The organism is Curtobacterium sp. PhB130, from assembly GCF_003755165.1.
Classification (GTDB): domain Bacteria; phylum Actinomycetota; class Actinomycetes; order Actinomycetales; family Microbacteriaceae; genus Curtobacterium.
Window position 1 is genome coordinate 1 of record NZ_RKII01000011.1, and the last position, 23955, is coordinate 23955.

The 23955-nt window shown below is 71.8% G+C and carries 16 protein-coding genes and 1 rRNA gene; 10 read left to right on the forward strand and 7 right to left on the reverse strand.

Annotated elements, in window-relative coordinates:
• The 4 genes from rrf to EDF24_RS16890 all read left to right on the forward strand — a co-directional run.
• A 5S ribosomal RNA gene (rrf, locus tag EDF24_RS16875) occupies positions 1-88 on the forward strand; the annotation flags it as partial.
• A gap of 83 nt (positions 89-171) precedes the next feature.
• The gene (locus tag EDF24_RS16880; RefSeq protein ID WP_123652917.1) at positions 172-1302 is read left to right on the forward strand and encodes an ROK family transcriptional regulator; all 1131 of its coding nucleotides are present in this window, start codon (positions 172-174) and stop codon (positions 1300-1302) included.
• Positions 1303-1355: 53 nt separating this feature from the next.
• On the forward strand, positions 1356-3374 hold the full coding sequence (locus EDF24_RS16885) for a beta-galactosidase (protein ID WP_260233485.1): 2019 nt from the start codon (positions 1356-1358) through the stop codon (positions 3372-3374).
• Positions 3371-5539, forward strand: coding sequence for an alpha-galactosidase (locus tag EDF24_RS16890; protein ID WP_260233486.1), 2169 nt, complete (start codon positions 3371-3373; stop codon positions 5537-5539). Before EDF24_RS16885 ends, EDF24_RS16890 begins: the two co-directional genes overlap by 4 nt.
• Positions 5540-5608: 69 nt before the next feature.
• Here the strand turns inward: EDF24_RS16890 and EDF24_RS16895 are convergent, their stop codons facing one another.
• A complete protein-coding gene (locus tag EDF24_RS16895; protein ID WP_123704409.1) occupies positions 5609-8152 on the reverse strand; it encodes a glycosyl hydrolase 2 galactose-binding domain-containing protein in 2544 nt (847 codons plus the stop codon).
• A 117-nt stretch (positions 8153-8269) separates the two neighbouring features.
• Here EDF24_RS16895 and EDF24_RS16900 point away from each other — a divergent pair, with 117 nt between their 5' ends.
• Genes EDF24_RS16900 through EDF24_RS16925 form a run of 6 tightly spaced genes read left to right on the forward strand, consistent with a single transcriptional unit; the run spans position 8270 to position 15907 of the window.
• The gene (locus tag EDF24_RS16900; protein WP_123704411.1) at positions 8270-9955 is read left to right on the forward strand and encodes an ABC transporter substrate-binding protein; all 1686 of its coding nucleotides are present in this window, start codon (positions 8270-8272) and stop codon (positions 9953-9955) included.
• A gap of 34 nt (positions 9956-9989) precedes the next feature.
• A complete protein-coding gene (locus EDF24_RS16905) occupies positions 9990-10979 on the forward strand; it encodes an ABC transporter permease (RefSeq protein WP_123652920.1) in 990 nt (329 codons plus the stop codon).
• A gap of 14 nt (positions 10980-10993) precedes the next feature.
• Entirely contained in the window at positions 10994-11986 is a 993-nt protein-coding gene (locus EDF24_RS16910) for an ABC transporter permease (RefSeq protein WP_123652921.1), read from the forward strand.
• A complete protein-coding gene (locus tag EDF24_RS16915) occupies positions 11983-12861 on the forward strand; it encodes an ABC transporter ATP-binding protein (protein WP_123704413.1) in 879 nt (292 codons plus the stop codon). The genes EDF24_RS16910 and EDF24_RS16915 overlap by 4 nt, the downstream gene beginning before the upstream one ends.
• Positions 12858-13751, forward strand: coding sequence for an ABC transporter ATP-binding protein (locus EDF24_RS16920; protein ID WP_123652923.1), 894 nt, complete (start codon positions 12858-12860; stop codon positions 13749-13751). Before EDF24_RS16915 ends, EDF24_RS16920 begins: the two co-directional genes overlap by 4 nt.
• Positions 13712-15907, forward strand: a complete 2196-nt coding sequence (locus EDF24_RS16925) for a glycoside hydrolase family 36 protein (RefSeq protein WP_123704415.1) — start codon at positions 13712-13714, stop codon at positions 15905-15907. Before EDF24_RS16920 ends, EDF24_RS16925 begins: the two co-directional genes overlap by 40 nt.
• 103 nt (positions 15908-16010) lie before the next feature.
• On the opposite strand, the gene EDF24_RS16930 is transcribed toward EDF24_RS16925, so the two are convergent.
• The 6 genes from EDF24_RS16930 to EDF24_RS16955 form a co-directional block, all read right to left on the reverse strand.
• Positions 16011-17648, reverse strand: coding sequence for a DHA2 family efflux MFS transporter permease subunit (locus EDF24_RS16930; protein WP_123704417.1), 1638 nt, complete (start codon positions 17646-17648; stop codon positions 16011-16013).
• 232 nt (positions 17649-17880) lie between these two features.
• Positions 17881-20301 carry an excinuclease ABC subunit UvrA gene (locus EDF24_RS16935; protein ID WP_123704419.1) on the reverse strand — a complete coding sequence of 807 codons (2421 nt, stop codon included), beginning with the start codon at positions 20299-20301 and terminating at the stop codon, positions 17881-17883.
• A gap of 53 nt (positions 20302-20354) precedes the next feature.
• Complete coding sequence (locus tag EDF24_RS16940; protein ID WP_123704422.1) at positions 20355-20978, reverse strand: response regulator transcription factor; 624 nt, start codon at positions 20976-20978, stop codon at positions 20355-20357.
• The gene (locus EDF24_RS16945) at positions 20975-22183 is read right to left on the reverse strand and encodes a sensor histidine kinase (RefSeq protein WP_185021706.1); all 1209 of its coding nucleotides are present in this window, start codon (positions 22181-22183) and stop codon (positions 20975-20977) included. The genes EDF24_RS16940 and EDF24_RS16945 overlap by 4 nt, the downstream gene beginning before the upstream one ends.
• A 47-nt stretch (positions 22184-22230) precedes the next feature.
• Entirely contained in the window at positions 22231-23034 is an 804-nt protein-coding gene (locus tag EDF24_RS16950) for an ABC transporter permease (RefSeq protein ID WP_123704426.1), read from the reverse strand.
• Positions 23031-23927 carry an ABC transporter ATP-binding protein gene (locus tag EDF24_RS16955; RefSeq protein WP_123704428.1) on the reverse strand — a complete coding sequence of 299 codons (897 nt, stop codon included), beginning with the start codon at positions 23925-23927 and terminating at the stop codon, positions 23031-23033. The genes EDF24_RS16950 and EDF24_RS16955 overlap by 4 nt, the downstream gene beginning before the upstream one ends.
• Between the last annotated feature and the right edge of the window lie 28 nt (positions 23928-23955).

The following is a 23955-nucleotide window of genomic DNA, read 5'->3' on the forward strand; positions in this document are numbered from 1 at the left end:
CGGTCACATTCCGAACCCGGAAGCTAAGCCTCTCAGCGCCGATGGTACTGCAAGGGGGACCTTGTGGGAGAGTAGGACGCCGCCGGACTCAACGTTGCAAGAACAGGGAACCCCCGACCAGTACTGGTCGGGGGTTTTCTGCGTTTAGGATCAGCCGACGACGGAGGAACGATGACCCACACCTGGCCACCGCTGCCGGAAGGTTCTCGCCTGGCGCTGCGCGAGATCCTGATCCACGGGACGCTCTCGCGTGCGGAGATCGCGCGGTCGCTCGGGTTGTCCCGCGCGAGCCTGACGCGGGCGATGCGGGTGCTCGTCGGACACGGCATGGTGTCCGAGATCGGCACGGACGTCCGCGGTGCCACCGGTCGGCCCTCGGAGCTCCTGCAGGCGAGTTCGGGCACGTGGGAGTTCCTCGGCATCAAGCTCACGAAGGACCGGCTGTACGCCGCTGTGACGGACCTCGGCGGCCGCGTGCTCGCCCTCCACGAGGAGGGGATGCCGTCCACCACGGCTGAGGACGTCGCCGACCAGATCACGGCCGTGCACGAGCGACTCCGCGGGGTGCACCCGGCGGTCTGCGCGATCGGGGTCTCCCTGCCCGGTGACGTGCTGACCCGTGGGGGAGAGGCCGTGGTGTCGTCCTCCCCGTTCCTCGGGTGGACGGACGTGCCGTTCGCGCGGATGCTCACCGAGCGCACGGGGCTGGCGGCCTTCACTGCGAACGACGTGCACGCGCTCACGGCGAAGGAGCACTGGTTCGGTGCCGGTGCCGGGCGCCGCTCGATGGTCCTCGTCACGGTGGGTGAGGGGGTCGGGCTCGGGCTGATCGCGAACGGCGAGGTGTCGACGGGGGAGCACGGGCGCCTCGGGCGGATCGGGCACGTCCCGGTGCTCGGCGGCGGTCCGGACTGCGGTGTCGGGCATGCCGGGTGCGCCTCGAGCTACCTGCCGAGCCCGGTCATCGTCCGGAACTCGGGCCACGTCGGTGCCACCTACGACGAGGTCGTCGAGCTGGCCCGGACCGGGGACGCCGCGGCACTCCGGGCGTTCGAGGACGCCGGCCGTGCGCTCGGCGTGGTCCTGTCCACGGTGGTGCTCGTCGCGGACCCGGCGGCGATCGTCCTCACGGGTGACGGGCTGCCGGTGTACGACATCGCGCGGTCGAGCGTGGACGAGGCGCTCCGGGGTGCGATGGCGCCGTACACGGACCCGGTCACGGTCGAGGTGCAGCCGTTCGAGTTCTCCGAGTGGGCGCGTGCCGGCGCGGTGCTCGCGATCCGCCAGCTGCTGGGCGTGTAGGGACTTAGTTACACCCGTTGACAAACCTCCCGTGAGACGGGAGGCTGGTGCGCGTGAACGCAGCACCAACCGTCTCGTGGCCCACCGATGGCCTGTCGTTCGGCGGCGACTACAGCCCCGAGCAGTGGCCCCGCGAGGTCTGGGACGAGGACGTCCGACTGATGCGCGAAGCCGGGGTGAACCTGGTCACCGTCGGGGTGTTCTCCTGGGGGCTGCTCGAGCGGTCGCCGGGCGAGTACACGTGGGGCTGGCTCGACGACGTCCTCGACCTGCTGCACGCGAACGGCATCGCCGTCGACCTCGCGACGCCGACCGCGGCACCGCCGAGCTGGCTCCTGGCCGCACACCCCGAGGTCCTGCCGGTCGACCGGGACGGCACCCGCCAGCACCCCGGTGGCCGCCTCGGCTGGTGCCCGGACTCGCCGGTGTTCCGGGAGCACGCGCGCCGCATCGTCGACGCCGTGGCCGAGCGGTACGGCAAGCACCCCGCCGTGCGGCTCTGGCACGTCAGCAACGAGCTCGGCGGCGGGAACGCCCGCTGCGCCTGCGACGCCTCCGTCGCCGCGTTCCGGGTCTGGCTCCGGCAGCGGTACGGCACGATCGACGCCGTCAACGCCGCATGGGGCACGGCCTTCTGGGGGCACACCTTCACCGACTTCGACGAGGTGTCGCTGCCGCGCGGCCCACGGAACGGCGCGCCGAACCCGGGGCTCTTCCTCGACGCGGAACGGTTCTCCTCGGACTCGCTCCTGGCGCACTACCAGCTCGAGAAGGCCGCGATCGAAGCGCACTCCGACGTCCCCGTGACGACGAACTTCATGGTCGGCGCGGCCTCCCAGGTGGTCGACTACGCGGACTGGGCGAAGCACGTGGCGATCCCCGCGAACGACCACTACACGATCGTCGACGACCCGCGCCGCGAGCAGGACCTCGCCGCGGCGGCCGACCGGATGCGCGGCATCACGGCCGGGCGCCGGCCGTGGCTCCTCATGGAGCACTCGACGGGCGGACCGAGCTGGCAGGAGCGCAACCGGGCGAAGGAACCGGGGGAGATCCTCCGGAACTCGCTCGCGCACGTGGCCCGCGGGTCCGACGGCGCGCTGTTCTTCCAGTGGCGCGCCTCGACGGCCGGCGCCGAGCAGTTCCACTCCGCGATGCTGCCGCAGGCCGGCACCCGCACCCGGGTCTGGCGCGAGGTCACCGCGCTCGGCCGCGCGATGCAGGCACTCGCTCCGGTGCAGGGCAGCACGGTCGAGCCGGCGCGGGTGGCGATCGTCGTCGACGAAGCCTCCGGTTGGGCGATGCAGACGGGCCTCAAGCCGCACCGGGCGCTCCGCTACGCCCGCGAACTCCGTGCCTGGCACCGCGCGTTCTTCGACCGCCAGGTCCTCACCGACGTGGTGCCGCTCGACGCGGATCTCGACGGCTACGACGTGGTGGTGCTCCCGACGCTGCTGATCGTCGACGACACCGCTGCCGCCCGGCTCGCCGCTGTGGTCGACCGCGGTGCCACCCTCGTGGTCACGTACCTGTCCGGCGTCGCCGACGAGCACGCCCGCATCCGCACCGGCGGGTACCCGGGCGCCTTCCGCGACGTCCTGGGCGCGTGGTCCGAGGAGTTCACCCCGCTGCAGCGCGGGGAGCGCTGGCCGCTCGACGACGGCGAGACCGTCACCGACTGGGCCGAGGCGGTCGTCGTCGAGGACGCCGAGGTCGTCCTCGCGTACACCGACGGTCCGCTGGCCGGCCGGGCAGCGGTCACGCGCCGCGCCGCCGGCGGCGGCGCCTGGTACGTCGCAGCGAGCCTCGCGGATGACAGCATCCAACGGCTCGTGGACCGGATCGTCGAGGAGCGAGCGGTCCCGCGGACCGTCACCGGTCCTCCCGGCCTGGAGGCGGTGCGTCGCGTCGGACGCGACGGTTCCGCGTTCCTGTTCCTCGTCAACCACCGCGCGGACCCCGTCACGGTGCTCGCGTCCGGCACGGACCTGCTCGACGGCTCCGGCCACGGGCCGGAGACCGTCGTGCCCGCGGGCCGCGTCCGCGTGCTCCGCGAGGAGCCGGTCTCGTGAGCATCGTCGAGCGGGACACGACCGTGGCCGCGGTACCGACACTTCCGGCCCGACGGGTCCACGTGCTCCGCGCGGCAGGGGTCTCGCTCGTCCTGGTGACCGCCGCCGACGGCCTGCCCGAGGTGCTGCACTGGGGCCGCGACGTCGGACCCGTGGACGTCGCCGACACCGACGAGCTGCTGCTCGCGCTCGGTCGGCCGATCTCCCCGAGCGCGTTCGACGCGCCGTGGCCGCTCACCGTGCTGCCCACCGAGCGGGACGGCTGGGAGGGGCGCCCCGCGATCGCCGGGCACGTCGAGGGGCTGCCGCTCGTGCCGCGGTGGCGCGGCGTCGAGGTGACCTCGACGCCGCGCGAGGCCGTGGTCACCGCGGACTCCGAGGAGCTCGCGCTCCGCAGCGTGTTCGCTCTCGACGACGCCGGCGTGCTCCGGGTGCGCCACACCGTCACGAACCGCGGTGTCCGGGCCGTGCACCTACAGGCGCTCGAGGCCGTGCTGCCCGTCGGGGAGCGGGTCTCGGAGGTGTTCGACCTCGCGGGCCGCTGGACCCGGGAGCGCACGCCACAGCGTCGCGCGCTGACGCAGGGCAGTCACGCCCGGGAGAGCCGCCGCGGCCGGACCGGACACGACGCGCCGACGTTGCTCGTGCTCGGGACGCCCGGGTTCGACGACGCCTCCGGTGAGGTCTGGGCCGTGCACCTGGCGTGGAGCGCGGACTCCGTGCACCGCCACGACGTGCTCGCCGAGGCCCGACCGGTCCTCGGTGCGGGGGAACTGCTGCGTGCCGGCGAGGTCGTGCTCGGCGCCGGCGAGGACTTCACCGCGCCCGACGCCGTGTTCGTGTGGAGCGACGAGGGGCTCGACGGGATGTCCGCGCGCCTGCACGACTCGCTGCGCGCACGCCCCGGGCACCCGAGCCGTCCGCGGCCCGTCGTGCTCAACACCTGGGAGGCGGTCTACTACCGGCAGGAGCTGGCGCCGCTCGTCGCACTCGCCGAGACGGCCGCGGACATCGGGGTCGAACGGTTCGTGCTCGACGACGGCTGGTTCCTCGGCCGGCGCTCGGACGACACCTCGCTCGGCGACTGGCGGGTGGACCCGTCGGTGTGGCCGGACGGCCTCCGCCCGCTCGTCGACCGGGTCCGCGACCTCGGCATGGAGTTCGGGCTGTGGTTCGAACCGGAGATGGTGAGCCCGGTCTCCGAGCTCGCCGTCGCGCACCCGGAGTGGCTGCTGCAACGCCCCGACGACGACGTCCGCACGTGGCGGAACCAGTACGTGCTCGACATGGCGAACCCGCTCGCGCGGGCGTTCGTCCTGGAGAGCATGTCGGCCGTGATCGGCGAGCACCACGTCGACTTCGTGAAGTGGGACATGAACCGGGACATCGTGCACGCCGTGCACGCCGGACGCGCGGGCGTCGACGCGCACACCCGCGGGGTCTACGCGCTGATGGACAGCCTGCGCGCGCGGCACCCCTGGCTGGAGATCGAGGCGTGCGCGAGCGGGGGCGGCCGAGTCGACCTCGGGGTGCTCGAGCGCACCGACCGGGTCTGGCCGTCGGACACCAACGACGCGATGGAACGCCTCGCGATCCAGCGGTGGACCGAGGCGCTGCTGCCGCTCGAGCTCATCGGCGCGCACGTCGGCCCCGAGGTCTCGCACACCACCGGGCGCCACCTCGACCTGGACTTCCGGATGGCGGTGTCGTTGTTCGGCTCCGCCGGACTCGAGACCGACGTCACGCGACTGTCCACCGAGGAGCTCGACCGGCTGCGGGCCTGGACCACCCTGTACAAGCGCGTGCGCGGGCTGCTGCACACCGGGCGACTGCGGCACCTCGACCTCGGGGACCCGGGGCTCGCGACCACGTCGGTGGTGTCGGTCGACCGGGGGAGTGCGCTCGTGCGCGTCGCCCGGACCGTGACCGGGCCGCAGTCCCTCGCGGTGCCGCTGCGGGTGCGCGGGCTCGACCGGGCGCGGCGCTACCGGATGGCCCCGGCCGCGGGGCTCGGCGTGCCGCACGGGCTCGACATGGTGCCGCCGCCGTGGCTCGGGCGCGGGTACCTGGAGCTCTCCGGTGCCGTGTTCGAGGACGTCGGGGCCCGGCTGCCGATGCTCGCGCCGGGCACCGCGATCGTGCTCGAGTTCACCGCGCTCGACTGACGCGCGGTCGAGCGGGCGATGTGCCCGGGTGGGTCGAGGACCGCACCCGGGCACATCGCCCGTTCGTCGTCAGCGCAGCGAGCCGGCGTGCCGGAGGACCTCACGAGTGAGCAGCGCCGCCGTGTCGATGCCGGGAGCGCCCGTCACCGTGAACGTCACGGACTCGCCGGGCAACAGTGACACCAGGCCGTCGTCCACCCGGGCCGCCGCGTCCACCCGGTCCGGGAAGAGCGCGACGTCCCGCGCGTAGGCCGTGGCCGTCACGGTGACCCGGGCGCCGTCCGGCGTCGGGGACACCGTCGTGGTGAACGGGGACGCGGGCAGGGCCTGGTCGACGACCTCGGCGAAGTCGAACACCGTGCGGCCGAGCGGCCCGGTGACGACGAGCACCTCGGACGCCGGGTCCCCGGCTTCCGCGAGCGAGGACGGCAGTGACACCCGTGCGGCATCGGCGACGTCGACGGACACCGGGAAGGACTCGGCCGCGAGCGGGGTCCCGTCGAAGCGGACCCGCGCGACGTGGACCTCACCGGACACCGCAGCGCCCGACCCGTTCACCACGACCACGTCCAGGCCAGCACCGGCAGCGCCCGGCTGCACCGTGACGAGCACCGGCTGGTACGCCTGACGCACCGCGTACCAGACGGGCTTCCGGATCCCCGCGTGGTCGACGAGCGCCCACGACACCACGGGCCAGTCGTCGTTGAGCTGCCACACGATCATCCCGGTGTTGTCCGGCGTCCGGGAGCGGAACCACTCCATCCCGAACCGGATCGCGTGCGCCTGGTTCAGTTGCGCCGCCCAGTGCCAGTCCTCGATCGACGCGGGCGAGGGCAGGTGCCCGCGCATCCCGTCCGCGAGCTTCCGGTTGCCCTGGTCCGCCTTCTGGTGCACGAGCATCTCGTGCCCGTCCGGGTCGAGCGGCTCGTCGTGCACGACGGCGGTCAGGGTGGACCACGCGGGCGGCCCCTGGAACCCGAACTCCGCGACGAAGCGCGGCTCCCAGTCGGCGTAGTGCCGGTAGTCGAGCCGGTTCCAGACGTCCCAGATGTGCACCGTGCCGTTGCGGTCGTCGTTCGGCGTGAGGTACTCGTCGAACGAGAACGGGCTGCCCGGTGTGTACGGCCGGGTCGGGTCGAGTTCCGCGACGACGGCGGGCAGCAGCGACCGGTAGTACCCGTTGCCCCAGGTCCGGCCGACGAGCGCGCGCCGCCAGCCCCACTCGGCGTACGCGACGAGGTTCTCGTTGTTGCCGTTCCACACCACGAGCGACGGGTGCCGGCTGAGGCGGGTGACGGCCTCGCGGACCTCGGGCTCGACCTCGTCGGCGAGCCAGGGCTCCTCGGCGTACGCGGCGCAGGCGAACAGGAAGTCCTGCCACACCAGGACCCCGAGCTCGTCGCAGCGGTCGTAGAACTCGCGGGACTCGTAGATCCCGCCGCCCCACACCCGGAGCAGGTTCATGTTGGCGGCGATCGCGTCCTCGATCCGGTCGTGGTACCGCTCCGGCGTCATCTCGGTCAGGAACGCGTGGTCCGGGATCCAGTTCGCCCCGCGGACGAGCACCGGCCGGTCGTTCACGCGGAGGAGGAACGGCGCCCCGCCCTCGTCCGCGGCGGTGTCGAGCGTCACGGTGCGGAACCCGACGCGGCCGGTCCAGACGTCGTCGCCGACCTCGACGGTCACGTCGTACAGGGGCTGGTCGCCCTCGCCGCGCGGCCACCACACCGCCACGTCCGGCACCTCCAGACGGAGCGTCGCGGACCCGCCTTCGACGCGGCGCACGCCGGTGATCCGGACGGGAGGCTCGGTGTCCGAACCGGGGGTCGCTGCGGACGCGCGGTGCGGGGCCACGGTGATCCGAGCCTCCAGACCGGGTGCGACCGTACCGGCTGCAGTCGCACCGTCCGCAGACGCGACCGGTGCGGCTCCGATGGCCTGGCGGAACACGCCGGCGCCGCCGGCGGACTCGACGTCGACGTGCGCCGTCAGCACACCGGTGGTGCCGTCGACGTCGACGAGCGGGCGGACGGCGGCGATCCGGGCGCCGCTCCAGGACTCGATGCCGATCGAGCGCCAGATGCCGCTCGTGGCGACGTCGATGCCCCAGTCCCACCCGAAGTTCGACGCGTTCTTGCGGAGCGCGTTGTACGGGTGGTGGTTGACGTGCGGGAGCTCGCCGCCGTGCAGCTCGGACAGCCGTTCGGCCGCGGGCACGGGGGCGTCGAAGGTGACCACGAGCTCGTTCGTGCCGGGGCGGAGCAGGTGCCCGACCGGGAAGCGGTACGAGCGGTGCTGGTTCGCGGTCGTGGCGACGACGATGCCGTTCACCTCGATCGTGGCGAGGGTGTCCAGGCCCTCGGCGACCAGGTCGTGCCGCTCGGCGTCGGGTGCCGCCCAGTCGAAGGTGCGCCGGTACCGCCAGACGGTGTCGCCGATCCACTGCGTCGCGGCCTCGTTGTCGCCGTCGAACGGGTCGAGGATCAGGCCGGCGCGGAGCAGGTCCGTGTGCGCGCAGCCGGGGACCACCGCCGCGATCGGGGCGCTCGGTGCCTCGGCCGGGCCGTGCACCGCCTCGAGGGTCCACGTGCCGTCCAGTGTCGTCCGCTCCATCGCGTCTCCAGTGCTCGTCGGGCCGCGTCGTCGCCGCCTCTTGACCGACTTAGTTTATGCGTGTAACAATCACGCTCACAACGTGGACCTGCGACGACGCAGACCGAGAGGACAACGATGTTCAAGACAACCCGTTCGCGGCTCGCCATCGGCGCGGCCGTGCTCCTCGCCGGGAGCCTCGCGCTCACCGGCTGCAGCTCGAGCGGCAGCGCCAGCACCACCGACGACGCCGCCTCGACCCTCATCGCGTACACCGGCCAGTCCGGCGACTACCAGATCAACTTCAACCCGTGGTCGCCGTCGAACATCGGTGGCGTCGGCACGATCTACGAGTCGCTGTTCTTCATCACCAACGTGAACAACAACGACCCGAAGCCGCTCCTCGGCAAGTCCTACGAGTGGAACGGCGACGGCACGCAGCTGACCATCACGCTCCGCGACGGCGCGACCTGGAGCGACGGCAAGCCCTTCACCTCGAAGGACGTCGTCTTCACGCTCGACATGCTCAAGAAGCAGAAGGCGCTGAACTCGATCGGCTACGACGGCACCGCGAAGGCCGACGGCGACGACAAGGTCGTGGTCTCGTTCGACAAGCCGTCCTTCGTCCTCGGCCCGAACCTGCTCGGCAAGACCTGGATCGTCCCCGAGCACCTCTGGAAGGACATCGACCCGACCACGGACGTCGTCCGGAAGCCCGTCGGCACCGGCCCGTACACGCTCGGCACCTTCAAGGCGCAGGCGTTCACGCTCGAGGCCAACAAGAAGTACTGGGGCGGCGCGCCGTCCGTGAAGACGGTCCGCTACCTCTCGCTCTCCGGCAACACCGCCGGCGCCGACGCGCTCGCACAGGGCTCGATCGACTGGCAGACCGGCCCGGTGCCGAACATGGACGACATCGCCGCCAAGTACCCCGGCTACGACGGCATCACCATCCCGCAGAACCAGATGGCGCTGCTCACCTGCTCGTCCACCGCGCTCGGCTGCACCGGCCCGCAGACCGACCCGGCCGTGCGGCACGCGATCGCCGACGCGATCAACCGCAAGCAGCTCAACTCGCTGGCGTTCGAGAACACCGCGAGCGAGATCTCGCCGACCTTCGCCCTCACCGGCACGCAGAAGGACACCATCTCGAAGGACGTCGACCCGGCCGTGATGCCGTCCTCCGCCGACACCGCCGCAGCCGACGCAGCGCTGAAGGGTGCCGGCTACGCCAAGGGCGCCGACGGCATCTACGCCAAGGACGGCAAGAAGCTGTCGCTGACCGTCGAGGTCGTCACCGGCTGGACCGACTACATCACCGCCATCGACACGATGACGCAGCAGCTCAAGGCCGCCGGCATCGAGCTCAAGGCGCAGCAGTCGTCGTGGAACGAGTGGACCGACAAGAAGACCAAGGGCAACTTCCAGCTCGCGATCGACTCGCTCGGCCAGGGCCCGGCGTCGAACCCGTACTACCTCTACAACAACTACTACTCGACGGCGAACACCGCGAAGGTCGGCGAAGCCGCCCCGATGAACATCGCCCGCTACAGCAACCCGGACGTCGACGCGGCGCTCGCGAAGCTCGCGACGATCAACCCGACCGACACCGCGGCGACGCAGCCGGAGTTCGACACCATCCAGCAGCACATCGTCGAGGACATGCCCTACATCCCGGTGATGACCGGCGGCACGACGAGTGAGTTCCACTCGGCGAAGTTCACCGGCTGGCCCACCGAGAAGGACCTCTTCGCCTTCCCGGCCGTCTGGGCGAGCCCGGACAACGCCGAGATCTTCAAGGCGCTGAAGCCGGCGAAGGGCTGATCACGATGGGATCGCGACCGAGGGGCACTCGACGATGACCTACTTCCTGCGCAAGATCGGCTTCTACGTCGTCGCACTCTGGGCGGCACTGACGCTGAACTTCATCATCCCCAGGCTCCTGCCCGGGAACCCGGTGGACATCCTGCTCGCCAAGCTCCAGCAGCGCGGCGGACAGGTGACCCCGGCGACCCGGCAGGCGTACGAGCTGCTCCTCGGTGGCGATTCCTCGGAACCGCTCATCGTCCAGTACGGCCGCTACCTCGCCAACGTGTTCCGCGGTGACCTCGGCGTGTCCGTCAGCTACTTCCCGGCCCCCGTCACCGAGGTCATCGCGAGCTCGCTGCCGTGGACCATCGCCCTCGTCGGGATCGCGACGATCCTCGCCGCGATCATCGGCGTCGGCCTCGGCGCCTTCGTCGGGTGGCGTCCCGGCACCTGGCTCGACTCGTTCGTGCCGGCCACCACCCTGCTCGCCGCGGTGCCGTACTTCTGGCTCGCGCTGATCCTGGTGTACTTCTTCGCCACCGGACTCCACCTGTTCCCGGCGCAGGGCGGCTACGACGTCGTGCTGAACCCCGGGTTCAACTGGGACTTCATCGCCTCGGCGATCAAGTACGGGGTGCTGCCGGCGGTGACGATCGTGCTCGCGTCCCTCGGCGGCTGGCTGCTCGGGATGCGCAACATGATGGTCTCGACGCTGTCCGAGGACTACATCACCACCGCGCAGGCGAAGGGCCTCTCCGACGGCAAGATCCTGCGGAACTACGCCGCGAGGAACGCCGTGCTGCCCTCCGTCGCCGGCTTCGCGATCTCCCTCGGGTTCATCGTGTCCGGCTCCGTCGTCACCGAGCAGGTGTTCTCCTACCCGGGCATCGGGTCGAAGCTCCTCTCCGCGGTGACGAACAACGACTACGCGCTCATGCAGGGCATCTTCCTGTTCATCACCCTGGCGGTCCTCGGCGCGAACCTCGTCGTCGACCTGCTCTACGGGATCATCGACCCCCGCACGCGGGCACGGGCCTAGGGAGCGCGCAGACCATGACGAACATCCAGCAGGAGACCGAACCCACCATCGGCGCACTCGCGGAGGAGGCCGACAGCACCACGTCGATCGCCACCCGCAAGGCGACGAAGGGCGGTCTCCGCCGCTTCCTCCCGACCCCCACCCCGTGGCTGATCACCGGCATCGTGCTGGTCCTCGGCGTCACGCTGTTCGGGGTCATCGGGCCGCTGCTCGTCGGCGACCCGACCACCATCCGCGACTCCGGTCTGCAGGGACCGAGCGCAGCGAACCTGCTCGGCACCACGCAGACCGGGCAGGACGTGCTGGCGCAGCTGGCCTACGCGACCCGCGGGAGCCTGCAGATCGGGCTCATCGTCGGGCTCCTGGCAACGGTGCTGTCCGCGTTCTTCGGCATCCTCGGCGCCTACCTCGGCGGCTTCATGGACGAGGCGTTCTCGCTCTTCTCGAACGTCTTCCTCGTGATCCCCGGCCTGCCGCTCGTCATCGTCATCTCCGGCCTCGTGCCGCGTGAGGCGCGCGGGCTCTGGACGATCGCCGTGGTCCTCGCGATCACGTCGTGGGCCGGGTCCGCCCGGGTCCTCCGCGCGCAGACGATGTCGATCCGCAACCGGGACTACGTCTCGGCCGCCCGGGTTGCCGGCGAGAAGCCCTGGCGGGTGATCGCGGTCGAGATCCTGCCGAACCTGCTGCCCGTCCTCGCGTCGCAGTTCGTGTTCGCGGTGATCGCGGCGATCCTCGGGGAGGCCGGTCTGTCCTTCCTCGGGCTCGGAGCGTCGAACTCCTCGACGCTCGGCACGATGCTCTTCTACGCCCAGAACGGCTTCGCGCTGGCGAACGGCGCCTGGTGGTGGTTCGTGCCGCCGGGGCTCCTCATCGCCCTGCTCGGCATGGGCCTGTCCCTGGTGAACTTCTCCATCGACGAGGTCATCAACCCCCGGCTCGCCAACGTCCGTGCGCAGCGTCGGCGCGAGCGTCGCCTCCGCCGCCTGAAGGGAACGCAACGATGAACGCCGTCCTGACGATCGAGCACCTCGACGTCGTCTACGAGACCGAACACCCCGTGCACGCCGTCAGGGACGTGTCGCTGACGCTCGCCCCCGGGGAGATCCTCGGGCTCGCGGGGGAGTCCGGCTGCGGGAAGACCACGCTGGCGTACGCGATCACCCGGCTGCACCGGCCGCCGGCGAAGGTGACGTCGGGGAGCATCACGTTCCACGACCGCGACGGCACCGACATCGACCTGCTCGGGCTGGAGCACGAACAGCTCCGCGCGGTGCGCTGGTCGAAGCTGTCGATGGTGTTCCAGGGCGCGATGAACGCGCTCAACCCCGTGACCACCATCCGCGCGCAGCTCGACGACGCACTCGTCGAGCACCGGAAGGGGCTGTCCCGCAAGGAGCGGCGCGCGATCGCCGAGGACGCCCTCAGCCGCGTCGGCGTCGACCCGTCCCGCATCACGGCGTACCCGCACGAGCTCTCCGGCGGCATGCGGCAGCGCGTGATGATCGCGATGGCGATGCTGCTCGAGCCGCAGATCATGATCATGGACGAGCCCACCACGGCGCTCGACGTCGTCGTGCAGCGGGAGATCCTCCGCGAGATCGTCCGGCTCCGCGACGAGCTCGGCTTCGCGGTGGTGTTCATCACGCACGACCTGCCGCTGCTCCTGGAGATCAGCGACCGGATCGCCGTGATGCTCCGCGGCGAGGTCGTCGAGTGCGAACCGGCAGCCGTGATCCAGCACGACGCCAAGCACCCCTACACCCGGCGGCTGCTGCAGTCGTTCCCGAGCCTGTCCGGCGCACGCGGGTCCTTCATCCGCTCGGGCGTCGAGGACGAAGCACTCGAGCACGCCGTCACCGCCCAGGAGGAACTCGCATGACCAGCGTGACCGTCAGCCACCTCGGCAAGGACTTCCACACCCGCAAGGGCCTGAAGCGCACCACCCTGCACGCCGTCGACGACGTGTCGTTCGAGCTGCTGCCCGGACGCACCGTCGCGCTCGTCGGGGAGTCCGGTTCAGGCAAGTCCACGATCGCCCGGATGCTCGCGAAGCTCGAGACGCTCACGCACGGCTCGATCGACGTCCGGCTCGAGGACGGCACCCCGGTGCTCGGCAGCATGTACCGCCGGCACGTGCAGATGGTGTTCCAGGACCCCTTCGCCTCGCTCAACCCGTTCCACTCGATCGAGCACCACATCGCCCGGCCGCTGCAGCTGCACAACCGGGCCCGTGGCTCCGAGGAGACGTCGGCGAAGGTCCGGGAGCTCCTCGGCCGCGTGAACCTCGACGAGGACTTCGCGTCCCGTCGGCCGCACGAGCTCTCCGGCGGGCAGCGGCAGCGCGTCGCGATCGCCCGCGCGCTGGCTCCGGGCGCGCAGGTGCTCATCGCCGACGAACCCGTGTCGATGCTCGACGTGTCGATCCGGCTCAGCGTGCTCAACCTGCTCGGGCGGCTGCAGCGCGAGGACCACCTCGCCGTGCTCTACATCACGCACGACCTGGCGACCGCGCGGCACTTCTCCGACGAGATCCTGGTGCTCTACCGCGGCCGGGTCGTCGAACGAGGCCCCTCGGACGCGGTCATCCTCGACCCGCACCACGACTACACGCGGCTGCTGGCCGAGGCGGCGCCCGACCCCGAGCGCGGGGAACGCCGGGTCACCGCGGGGCCGGCGCTCGACCGCTCGAAGATCGACAACACCACGTGCTACGACCACACCGTCGGCGCGTGGGTGTCGAGCACGCCGGCACCGGTCGGAGCCCGGTGAGCGCCACGCCCTTCGTCGACTGGGTCACGTCCGGGTTCTCGGCGCGCTTCCGGGTCGCTGCGGACCAGCCGGTCGCGCTGGTGTCGTTCGTGCCCGCCGGAGCGGCGCTCGCCGACGGGCCCGACGACCCGCAGCCGCTCGTCGAGCTCACCACGATCGGGCACGGCCGGTTCCCTGGCGGCTTCCGGCACGTGGACTCCACGATCGGCGCGCGGCTCCGGCCGGTGCCGGACGGGGGGACGCGCCACGAGCCCGGGGACGGAGACGGCGACGGGTCCGACGTCGAGTTCCGGATCCGACAGGCGGACGCGGCCACGGGCCTCCGGGTTGAGTCGGTGTTCCGGGCCCGCGACGGCGTCCCGGCGTTCCGGACGTGGACCGAGGTGTCGACGGGCGAGACCGACGGCGAGACCGACGGCGACGTCGAGCACGTCGAGCACGTCGAGCACGTCGTCGACTTCGTCTCGTCCTTCGCGACCGGGGCGTTCCTGACGGACTCCGGCGCGCGCGTGGACGACCTGACGCTGACGCACGCCGACAACGACTGGGCTGCGGAGAACCGGTGGCGCACGGATCCCCTGCGGGACATCGGCCTCGCCCGCATCGACCGCGAGGCCCAGCACCACCCACCCCGCAGCCGCGCCGTGGTGCAGAACCGCGGCTCGTGGTCGACCGGGGAAGCGCTGCCGATCGGACTCCTGCAGGCCGAGCAGTACTCGCTCGTCTGGCAGATCGAGCACAACGGGCCGTGGCTGTACGAGCTCGGCGAGACCCGCCGGCACGCGTACGTCGTGCTGAGCGGGCCGACCGACCAGGAGCACCAGTGGACGGCGACCGTCGCGCCGGGGCGTCCGTTCACGAGCGTGCCCGTGTCCGTGGGGATCGCGACGTCGCTCGACGGGGCCTTCGGGGTGCTGACCGCGCAGCGCCGGGCGATCCGGCACGTGCGACCGGCGGACCTGGCGCTCCCGCTGGTCTTCAACGACTACATGAACACGCTCATGGGTGACCCCACCACGGCGAAGCTGCTGCCGCTCGTCGACGCCGCGGCCGATGCGGGAGCGGACCTGTTCTGCATCGATGCCGGCTGGTACGCCGAGGGGCACTGGTGGGACACGGTGGGCGAGTGGCTGCCGGCGGCCTCCCGGTTCCCGGGCGGGCTGGCCGAGGTCATCGACCACATCCGGTCACGAGGGATGCAGGCCGGGCTCTGGCTCGAGCCCGAGGTCGTCGGCATCAACTCCCCGCTGGCGTCCACGCTGCCGGCCGACGCCTTCGTGCAGCACCACGGGGTGCGGGTCGCGGAGCACGGGCGGCACCTGCTCGACCTGCGCTCGCCGGCCGCGCGGGCGCACCTCGACGAGGTCGTCGACCGGCTGGTCGGGCAGCTCGGCGTGACGTTCTTCAAGATGGACGACAACACGATGACGGGTCCGTTCCCGGGGATGCTCGAGCACCAGCGGGCGCTCCTGGACTGGCTCGACGACGTGCAGGCCCGGTACCCGGAGCTCCTCATCGAGAACTGCGCGTCGGGAGCGATGCGTGCCGACGGGGCGATGCTCTCGCGGCTGCACATGCAGTCCACCTCGGACCAGCAGGACCCCGTGCTGTACGCCTCGATCGCGGCCGCTGCACCCGCGGCGATGCTCCCCGAGCAGGCCGGGAACTGGGCGTACCCGGCAGTCGCGATGTCCGACGAGCTGTTCGTGCTCTCGCTCGTGAACGGGGTGCTCGGCCGGATGTACCTGTCCGGGTACCTCAACGAGATGTCCGACGCGCAGCGCGCCCTCGTGGCGTCCGCGATCGCGGCACACCGGGAGGTCCTGACCGTGGTCTCGGACGCGGTCCCGGTGTGGCCGCTCGGGCTGCCCGCGTGGGAGGACACCTGGGTCGCCCTCGGCCTCCGCGCCCCGGCCGGCGACCTGTACCTGTCGGTGTGGTCGCTCCCCGGGGCGGGCGACTCGGTGACGCTGCCGCTGCCGGAGTTCACCGGGGAGGCCGTGTCGGTCGAGCCGCTGTTCCCGCTCGAACCGGCACCGTGGGTGCCGTCCTGGGATCAGGCGGACGGGACCCTGCACCTCACCAGCGGGGACACGGCGCCGACGGCGCGGGTGCTCCGCATCCGCCCCGGAACCGACGGAGCGGCCGGGGACTGAGCGGACGGGCGCCGATGGCAGCGGCGCGCGTCGAGGACGGACGGGAGGCACGGTGCGGGCAGGCACCGAGCCTCCCGTCCGGTGTGGGGTCGCGGTGCGACCGTCAGTCGCCGCTCGTCGTGGCCGGTGCGTGCTCGTCGTCGGCGTCGGCGCGCTCGGCGCGTGGGGCGCGCAGGCGCAGGGTCGCGGCGAGGCCGATGACCAGGAAGCCGGCGGCGGACCAGGCTGCTGCGCGGGTGCCGTCGGAGAACGCCTCGGCGGCGGCGGTCGCGGTCGGGCCGGTGAGGGCGGCGATCGCCCCGCCGGAGGACTGCACGACCGAGTCCGCGATGCTCGTCGCTGCGGAGACCGAGGAGCCGGCGTCCTCCAGGCGGTGCTCGAGGATGCTGCCCGTCGAGGTGAAGAGCACCGTGCCGAGGACCGCGATCCCGAGCGCCGAGCCGATCTGTCGCGCGGTGCTCTGCGCGCCGGAGGCCTCGCCGCTCCGCTCGACCGGGACGTCCTGCAGCACCACACCGGTGAGCTGCGCCGTCGCGAGTCCGACGCCGAAGCCGTAGACGAACAGGCACGGGACGATCGCCCACCACTCGGTCGTCGCGGAGACCACGAAGCCGATCGCGGCGACGCCGACGATCTCCGCGCCGATGCCCATCCGCACGATCGGCAGCGCCCCGATCCGCTGCCCGACGGTCGCGGCGAACCCGCTCGCGACGAACGAGCCGATCGCCAGGGCGAGCAGCACGAAGCCGGTCTGCAGCGCGGAGTAGCCGAGGACGTTCTGCAGCCAGAGGGGCAGCGACAGGATGATGCCGAACTCGCCGAGCGACACGATGAGCGCCGCGATCGAGCCGTTCCGGAACGAGCCGATGCGGAAGAGGTCGAGCGCGATGAGCGCCGAGCGTCCCGTCCGCTGCCGTCGGAGGGACCACCGCACGAAGCCGGACCCCGCGAGCACCGCGATGAGGAACGCGATCGGGATCGGGCTGATCCCGGAGGACCACGACCAGTCGCCGATCGTCAGTGGCGTCGACGACGGGGTCCACCAGCCGTAGGTGCGTCCCTCGATGAGGCCGAACACCAGCGAAGCGCTCGCCACCACCGACAGCACCGCGCCGACGACGTCGATGCGGCCGGCGTGTGCGGTGTCGCGGGACTCGCGGACGGCGAGCCCGAGGCCGATCACGATGAGCACCACGATCGGCACGTTGATCCCGAAGGCCCAGCGCCACGAGAAGTCCGTCGTCAGCCAGCCGCCGAGGAGCGGCCCGACCGCCACCATGCCGCCGATCGTGGAGCCCCAGACGGCGAAGGCGATCCCGCGCTCGCGGCCGGTGAACGTGGCGTTGAGGATCGAGAGCGTCGTCGGCAGGACCATCGCGCCGCCGATGCCCTGGACCACCCGGGAGGCCACGAGCAGGTCGCCCGTGGGGGAGAGCGCCGCGAGCACCGAGGCCAGCGCGAACACGATCACACCCGTCGTCAGCAGGCGCCGACGGCCGTAGCGGTCCGCGAGGGCGCCGAACACCAGGAGCAGCGCCGCGAACACCAGGGTGTAGCTCTCCTGGACCCACTGCACGAGCGTCGAGCCGATGTCGAGGTCGGCGACGATGCTCGGGATCGCGACGTTCACGATCGTCGAGTCGACGATGATGAGCGCCACGGCGAGGCTGATGACCACGAGGCCGAGCCAACGGCGGGGATCGGCAGCGGTGGTGCCGGGTGCGGCGGCGGATGTGCTCACGGGGTGGTCTCCAAGGTCTTCAGCATGCTGACGACCTGACGCTACACCCGCACTCCATGAGCGTCGCCCGGGCGGCCGGGGGACGTTTTCGTTCTGGCTCCTGGCCGATCCGGTTCACGATTCCCGGCGTTCGTGAACCGGATCGGTCATCTCCGAATCCGAACGTGGTCGTCGGTGCGGGACGGCTCGCACGCGTCGCCGCCGGACGTCCCCGAGATGGACGCCGCCGGGGTCAGAGCCCGAGCTCGGCGCGGAGCCAGCGTGCCGTGCGGCTCGCCGGGGACACCGCGACCTCGGCCGGGGTTCCCGCAGCGACGACCTGCCCGCCGTCGTCGCCGCCGGAGGGCCCCATGTCGATGACGTGGTCCGCTGCGGCGACGACGGCCATCGCGTGCTCGACCACGACGACCGTGTTGCCGGCGTCCACGAGGCGCGAGAGCTGCGACGTGAGGAGTTCGACGTCCGCGGGGTGCAGCCCGGTGGTCGGCTCGTCGAGCAGGTAGAGCGTGTGGCCGGACCGCGCCCGCTGCAGCTCGGTCGCGAGCTTGATGCGCTGCGCCTCACCGCCCGAGAGCTCCGGCGCGGGCTGGCCGAGGCGCAGGTACCCGAGCCCGACCTGCCGCAGGGTCTCCAGCGCGCGCGCCGCAGCGGGGAGCTCGGCGAGGAACGGCGCTGCCTCCTCGACGGTCATCCCGAGCACGTCCGCGATCGTCGCGTCGTGCCACCGGACCTCGAGCGTCTCCGCGGTGTACCGCGACCCGTGGCACTCCGGGCACGGCGCCCAGCTGCCCGGCAGGAACAGCAGCTCCACGGAAACCGACCCCTCGCCCTGGCACACCTCGCACCGGCCGCCGACGACGTTGAACGAGAACCGGCCGGCGGTCCACCCGCGGGCCTTGGCGTCCTCGGTGGCGGCGAACGCGGCACGCACCGCGTCGAAGAGCCCCGTGTACGTGGCGAGGTTCGAGCGCGGAGTCCGGCCGATCGCCTTCTGGTCGACCTCGACGACCCGGTCGATGCCCGGGTGCGTCAGGGCGAGCGTGGGCAGGACACCGCCGACGAGCGACGACTTGCCCGACCCGGACACGCCCGTGATCGCGGTGAGGACGCCGAGCGGCAGGTCGACGTCGAGCCCGCGGAGGTTGTGCCGCGTGACGTCCCGGAGCTCCAGCGTGCCGGTCGGCGTCCGCGGGGTGCGCTCGACGCCGGGCTGCCGGGGCTGCAGGTACCGGCGGGTGACCGATGCCTCGACCTCGGCGAGCCCGGGGACCGGCCCGCTGTAGAGCACCGTCCCGCCCGACGCCCCGGCACCGGGACCGACGTCGACGATCCAGTCGGCCTGCCGCACGATGCTCATGTCGTGCTCCACGACGAAGACGCTGTTGCCGCCGGCGCGGAGCCCGTCGAGGACCTCGACGAGCGGTTCGACGTCCGCCGGGTGCAGGCCGGCGCTCGGCTCGTCGAGGACGTAGACGACGCCGAACAGCCCCGACCGCAGCTGCGTGGCGATGCGGAGTCGCTGCATCTCGCCGGGGGAGAGCGTCGGCGTCGCCCGGTCGAGGCTGAGGTACCCGAGCCCCAGCCCGGTGAGCACCTCGACGCGGGTCAGCAGGTCCCGCGAGATCGCGACGGCCACCTCGGTGTGCTCGCCCGACGACGCGCGGGACGTCGCCGCCCCGGCGTCCGTGAGCGCGGCGACGGGGCGCAGGACCTCCGCGAGCGCGGTGAGGGGGAGCGCGTTGAGCTCCGCGATCGTCTTGCCGCTGAAGGTCACGGCGAGCGCCGCCCGCGTCAGCCCCGTCCCGCCGCAGAGCCCGCACGGCCCGGACTCGACGAACTGCAACACCTTGGTGCGCTGCGTCTCGCTCTGCGAGTCGGCCAGGGTGTGCAGCACGAACTGCCGCGCGCTCCAGAACCGCCCCTTGTACGGCTTCGCGACCCGGTCCCGCTTCGGGTGCACCTCGACGACGGGCTGCTCCTCGGTGAACAGGAGCCAGTCCCGGTCCTCCCGGGACAGCTCGCGCCACGGGCGGTCGATGTCGTACCCGAGGACCGCGGTCACGTCGCGGAGGTTCTTGCCCTGCCACGCACCGGGCCACGCGGTGATCGCGCCGTCCCGGATGCTCAACGACGGGTCGTGCACGGCGGAGGCCTCGGTCACCTCGTGCGCGGTGCCGAGCCCGTGGCACCGGGGGCACGCGCCGGCGACGGTGTTCGGGGAGAAGGAGTCGGACTCGAGCCGCTCGGCGCCGGGCGGGTAGGTGCCGGCGCGGGAGTACAGCATGCGGGTCGAGTTCGACAGGGTCGTCAGGGTCCCCACCGTCGACCGGGAGCTCGGGGCACCGCGCCGCTGCTGCAGTGCGACGGCCGGCGGCAGCCCGGTGATGGACTCCACGTGCGGCGTCGACCCCTGCGCGATGAGCCGCCGCGCGTACGGGGCCACCGACTCGAGGAAGCGACGCTGCGCCTCGGCGAAGATCGTCCCGAACGCCAGGGATGACTTCCCCGAGCCCGAGATGCCGGTGAACGCCACGATCTTGTCGCGGGGCACGTCCACGTCGACGTCGCGGAGGTTGTTCTCGCGGGCACCGCGGACGCGGATCATGCCGTCGGCAGCGGTGGACAGGGTGGACCGGGGGTGCGGAGCGGGCATTCGTACGACTGTAGACGCGCGCCGCTGACCGCCGCTCGCCCATCACCCCGGGGTCAGAGGATGTGGAGCTCCATCGCCCGCGTGACCGCCCGGGTGCGGTCGTTGACGCCGAGCTTCTCGAACACGTGGCCGAGGTGCGTCTTCACCGTGGTCTCACTGAGGAACAGGGCGCGGCCGATCGCCGGGTTGCTGTTGCCCTGGGCGACGAGGCGCAGCACGTCGAGCTCCCGGGGCGTCAGCGACGGGCCGATCGGCAGCGTGCCCGTGGCCCGGCGCACCAGGGCCGCGGCCGCCGAGGGAGCCAGCGCGGTCTCACCCCGCGCCGTGGCCCGCACCCCCGCGAGGATCTCGGACTCCGGCGCGGCCTTCAGCAGGTAGCCCGTGGCGCCGGCCTCGATCGCGGCGAGGATCTGGTCGTCGGACTCGTACGTCGTGAGGATCAGCACGCGGATGCCCGGCTCGGCACCGAGGATCCGCGCGGTCGCGGCGTCCCCGTCGATGCCCGGCATCCGGAGGTCCATGAGCACCACGTCGGGTAGCTCGGCGAGGACCGTTGCCACCGCGGACTCGCCGTCCGCCGCCTGGCCCACGACCTCGACGTCGTCGGCGTCCTGCAAGAGCGCGACGATGCCCGCTCTGACGATGGGGTGGTCGTCCGCCACGACGACGCGGATCACCGGGTCACCTCCGCCGCGGTGCCGGTCACGGGCAGGGCGGCCGGGAGGCTCGGCGCGGCTCCGGTGGGCAGCGTCGCCTCGACGACGGTGCCGCGTCCGGGGCCGCTCGTGATCCGGCAGGACCCGCCCGCCAGCGCGAGGCGCTCCCGGAGGCCGCGGAGCCCGTGACCCGCGGACGGGTCCGACGCGTCGAAGCCGACCCCGTCGTCCTCGATCCGCAGGACGGTCTGCTCGGGCGAGGGGAGCAGTGCAACGCGCACCGAGGCGGCGCGAGCGTGCGTGCGGACGTTGCCCAGAGCCTCCTGGGCGACGCGGAGCAGCACCACCTGCGCGTCGCGATCCAGTGCGCAGTCGGGTGCGTCCACGGTGACGGGCGTGCCGGTCTCGCGCGTGTGGCGTTCGCCGAGGCGGTGCAGCGCGCCGCCGAGGCTGTCGCGGGTGACCCCAGCGGCGCCGGCCGCGATGAGGGTGCGCGACTCCTCGAGCGCGGCGCGAGCTGATTCCTCGAGGACGGTGAGGCGTTCCTCGAGCGCGTCGGTGCGGTCGCTCGCGAGGTCGCTCTGCGCGCGCTCCGTGAGCATCACGATGCCGGCGAGGTTCTGCGCCACCGTGTCGTGGATCTCGCGGGCCAGGCGTTCCCGTTCGCTGGCGACGCCGGCCGTGCGGTTCGCCTCGGCGAGCGACGTCTGCGTGGCTCGGAGTTCGTCGAGGAGCTCGCGCCGGGACTCGGACAGGTCGGCGATGCTCGAGATCCAGATGCCCATCGCGCAGGCGCCGATGACGCTGATGCCCTCGATGAGCAGGGTGCCGACGAGCGCCTCGGAGCCGCTGGAGATCTGCAGGCCGATGCCGCTCGCGATGCCGATCGCGATGGAGAGCAGGACCGCGCTCCGGATGCGCTCGGCCTGGACCCACACCAGCGGGAACAGGATGCACTGGACGAACGCGGTGCTCGGAGCCACCGCCGGCAGGACCAGCGCGGCGGCGACGAGCAGCGGCAGGAACGCGGCGGCTGCGCGGGGCTCGTCGTAGCCGCGGTGCCCGAACCCGATGTACGCGACGACCAGGACGGCGATCGCGGCGTACGCGGGCCAGCGGGTGTCCCACGGGGACCAGCCGGCGGCCGTGATGACGGCGGTCAGTGCCATCGTCGCGGCGAAGAAGGCGTGCAGCCACCGGTTGCGCACCCAGGTCTCGCCGGTCATGCGGTCAGCATTCCACCTTTGCGGTTCCGTCCCCGCGTTTCCCGGCATCAGGAGTCCTTGCGGTTCCACCGGAACGTCAGCATGCAGGCCACCGTGCCCAGGACCAGCCATGCGACCAGGACGAGGGTTCCGAGACCGAGTTGCCACGTGCCTCCCGGCTCGGCGGACGCGAATGCGTCGGGGAGGAACACCGACCGCATCCCCGACGCCATCCAGCGGAGGGGGAAGACCGACGCGACGTTCTGCAGCCAGGTCGGGAGCTGGGTGAAGGGGAGGTAGACGCCGGAGATGAACTGCAGCACCAGGACCACGGGGACGATCGTCGCCGTGGCGCGGCGACCCTCGCGGGGGAGTGCCGAGATCGCGATGCCGAGGACACAGGCCGTCGCGATGCCGAGCAGCATGATGCCCGCGAAACGCGCCCACTTCGCCGGGTCCGTCGGGAGATCCACGCCGAAGACGATGCTCGCGATGCCGATCAGCAATGCGGTCTGGATGATCGTCGTGACGAGGACCATGCCGATCTTCCCGATGAAGTAGCTCAGCACCGGCAGCGGTGTTCCGCCGAGGCGTTTCAGCGTGCCATCGCTGCGTTCCGTGGCGATGTCCACGCCGAGCGACTGTGTGCCGGAGAGGAGGAATCCCGTCGCGACCAACCCGGGCAGGTAGTACGTCGCGTAGTCGACGCTGGCGTTTCCGGCCCTGATGTCGGGTGCGCTGCTGAATGCGACCGAGAAGAGCGCCAGCATGATGATCGGGAAGAGGAACGTGAAGAACACCGCGTCGGGGGCGCGGAAGTAGGAGCGGATCTCGTAGGTGATGCGGGCGGTGTTCACTGCTGGGGCGCTCATGCGTTGCCGACCATTTCCAGGTAGACGTCCTCGAGGGACGGGCGGATGACTTCGAGGTCTCGCATCGGGTCCGTGATGGACCTGATCAGTGCTGCGGGGTCGGTGGTGCGTTCGTCGTGCTTGGTCGTGCTCGTGTTGTTGGTGTTCGTGTCGCTGTCGTTCGTGTCGTTCGTGTCGTTCGTGTCGTTCTTGCTCGTCCAGGTCACGCGCGGTGTGCGTGCCTCGGTGCCGCCGAGCTCGTCGATCGGCGCGATGTCGAGCAGCTTGCCGTCGGCGATGACCGCGGCCCGGTCGGCCAGGTGCGCGGCCTCGTCGAGGTAGTGCGTGGTCAGGAGGATCGTCGTGCCCTCGCGCTGGACCTGCTTGAGGAGGTCCCAGAACTGGCGGCGAGCCTCCGGGTCGAAGCCTGTGGTTGGCTCGTCGAGGAAGAGGACCTCGGGGCGGCCGATGATCCCCAGGGCGACGTCGACGCGCCTGCGCTGCCCGCCGGACAGTCTTGCGATACGGGTGTTGCGTTGCTCCGCGAGGCCTGTTGCTTGCAGCGTTTCGTCGACGTCCCGGTGCTTCGGGTAGAGCTTCGCGAAGTGGTCGAGCTGCTCGGCGACCGTGACGTTGGGGGACTCGGCAGTGCTCTGCAGCACGATGCCGATCCGGGCATTGTGGCTGCGGCTCGTGCGGGCGGGGTCGTGACCGAGGACCGTGACGTCCCCGCTCGTCCGGGAGCGGTAGCCCTCGAGGATCTCGACCGTCGTCGACTTGCCGGCGCCGTTGGGGCCGAGGAGGGCGAAGGTCTCGCCGGCCTCGATCGTGAAGGAGATGTCGTCGACGGCGCGCTTGCCGGTGGGGTACTGCTTCGTGAGGTGCTGGACCTCGATGGCTGGGGTGGCGGGCATGAGACCAGCGTTGCCGGTCAGCGCTGCT

Bases quoted from the DNA above. Each gene is read 5' to 3' on its own strand.
- EDF24_RS16880 (WP_123652917.1), top strand. From the start codon at position 172: ATGACCCACACCTGGCCACCGCTGCCGGAAGGTTCTCGCCTGGCGCTG.
- EDF24_RS16895 (WP_123704409.1), bottom strand. From the start codon at position 8,152: ATGGAGCGGACGACACTGGACGGCACGTGGACCCTCGAGGCGGTGCAC.
- EDF24_RS16900 (WP_123704411.1), top strand. From the start codon at position 8,270: ATGTTCAAGACAACCCGTTCGCGGCTCGCCATCGGCGCGGCCGTGCTC.
- EDF24_RS16905 (WP_123652920.1), top strand. From the start codon at position 9,990: ATGACCTACTTCCTGCGCAAGATCGGCTTCTACGTCGTCGCACTCTGG.
- EDF24_RS16910 (WP_123652921.1), top strand. From the start codon at position 10,994: ATGACGAACATCCAGCAGGAGACCGAACCCACCATCGGCGCACTCGCG.
- EDF24_RS16915 (WP_123704413.1), top strand. From the start codon at position 11,983: ATGAACGCCGTCCTGACGATCGAGCACCTCGACGTCGTCTACGAGACC.
- EDF24_RS16920 (WP_123652923.1), top strand. From the start codon at position 12,858: ATGACCAGCGTGACCGTCAGCCACCTCGGCAAGGACTTCCACACCCGC.
- EDF24_RS16935 (WP_123704419.1), bottom strand. From the start codon at position 20,301: ATGCCCGCTCCGCACCCCCGGTCCACCCTGTCCACCGCTGCCGACGGC.
- EDF24_RS16945 (WP_185021706.1), bottom strand. From the start codon at position 22,183: ATGACCGGCGAGACCTGGGTGCGCAACCGGTGGCTGCACGCCTTCTTC.
- EDF24_RS16950 (WP_123704426.1), bottom strand. From the start codon at position 23,034: ATGAGCGCCCCAGCAGTGAACACCGCCCGCATCACCTACGAGATCCGC.
- EDF24_RS16955 (WP_123704428.1), bottom strand. From the start codon at position 23,927: ATGCCCGCCACCCCAGCCATCGAGGTCCAGCACCTCACGAAGCAGTAC.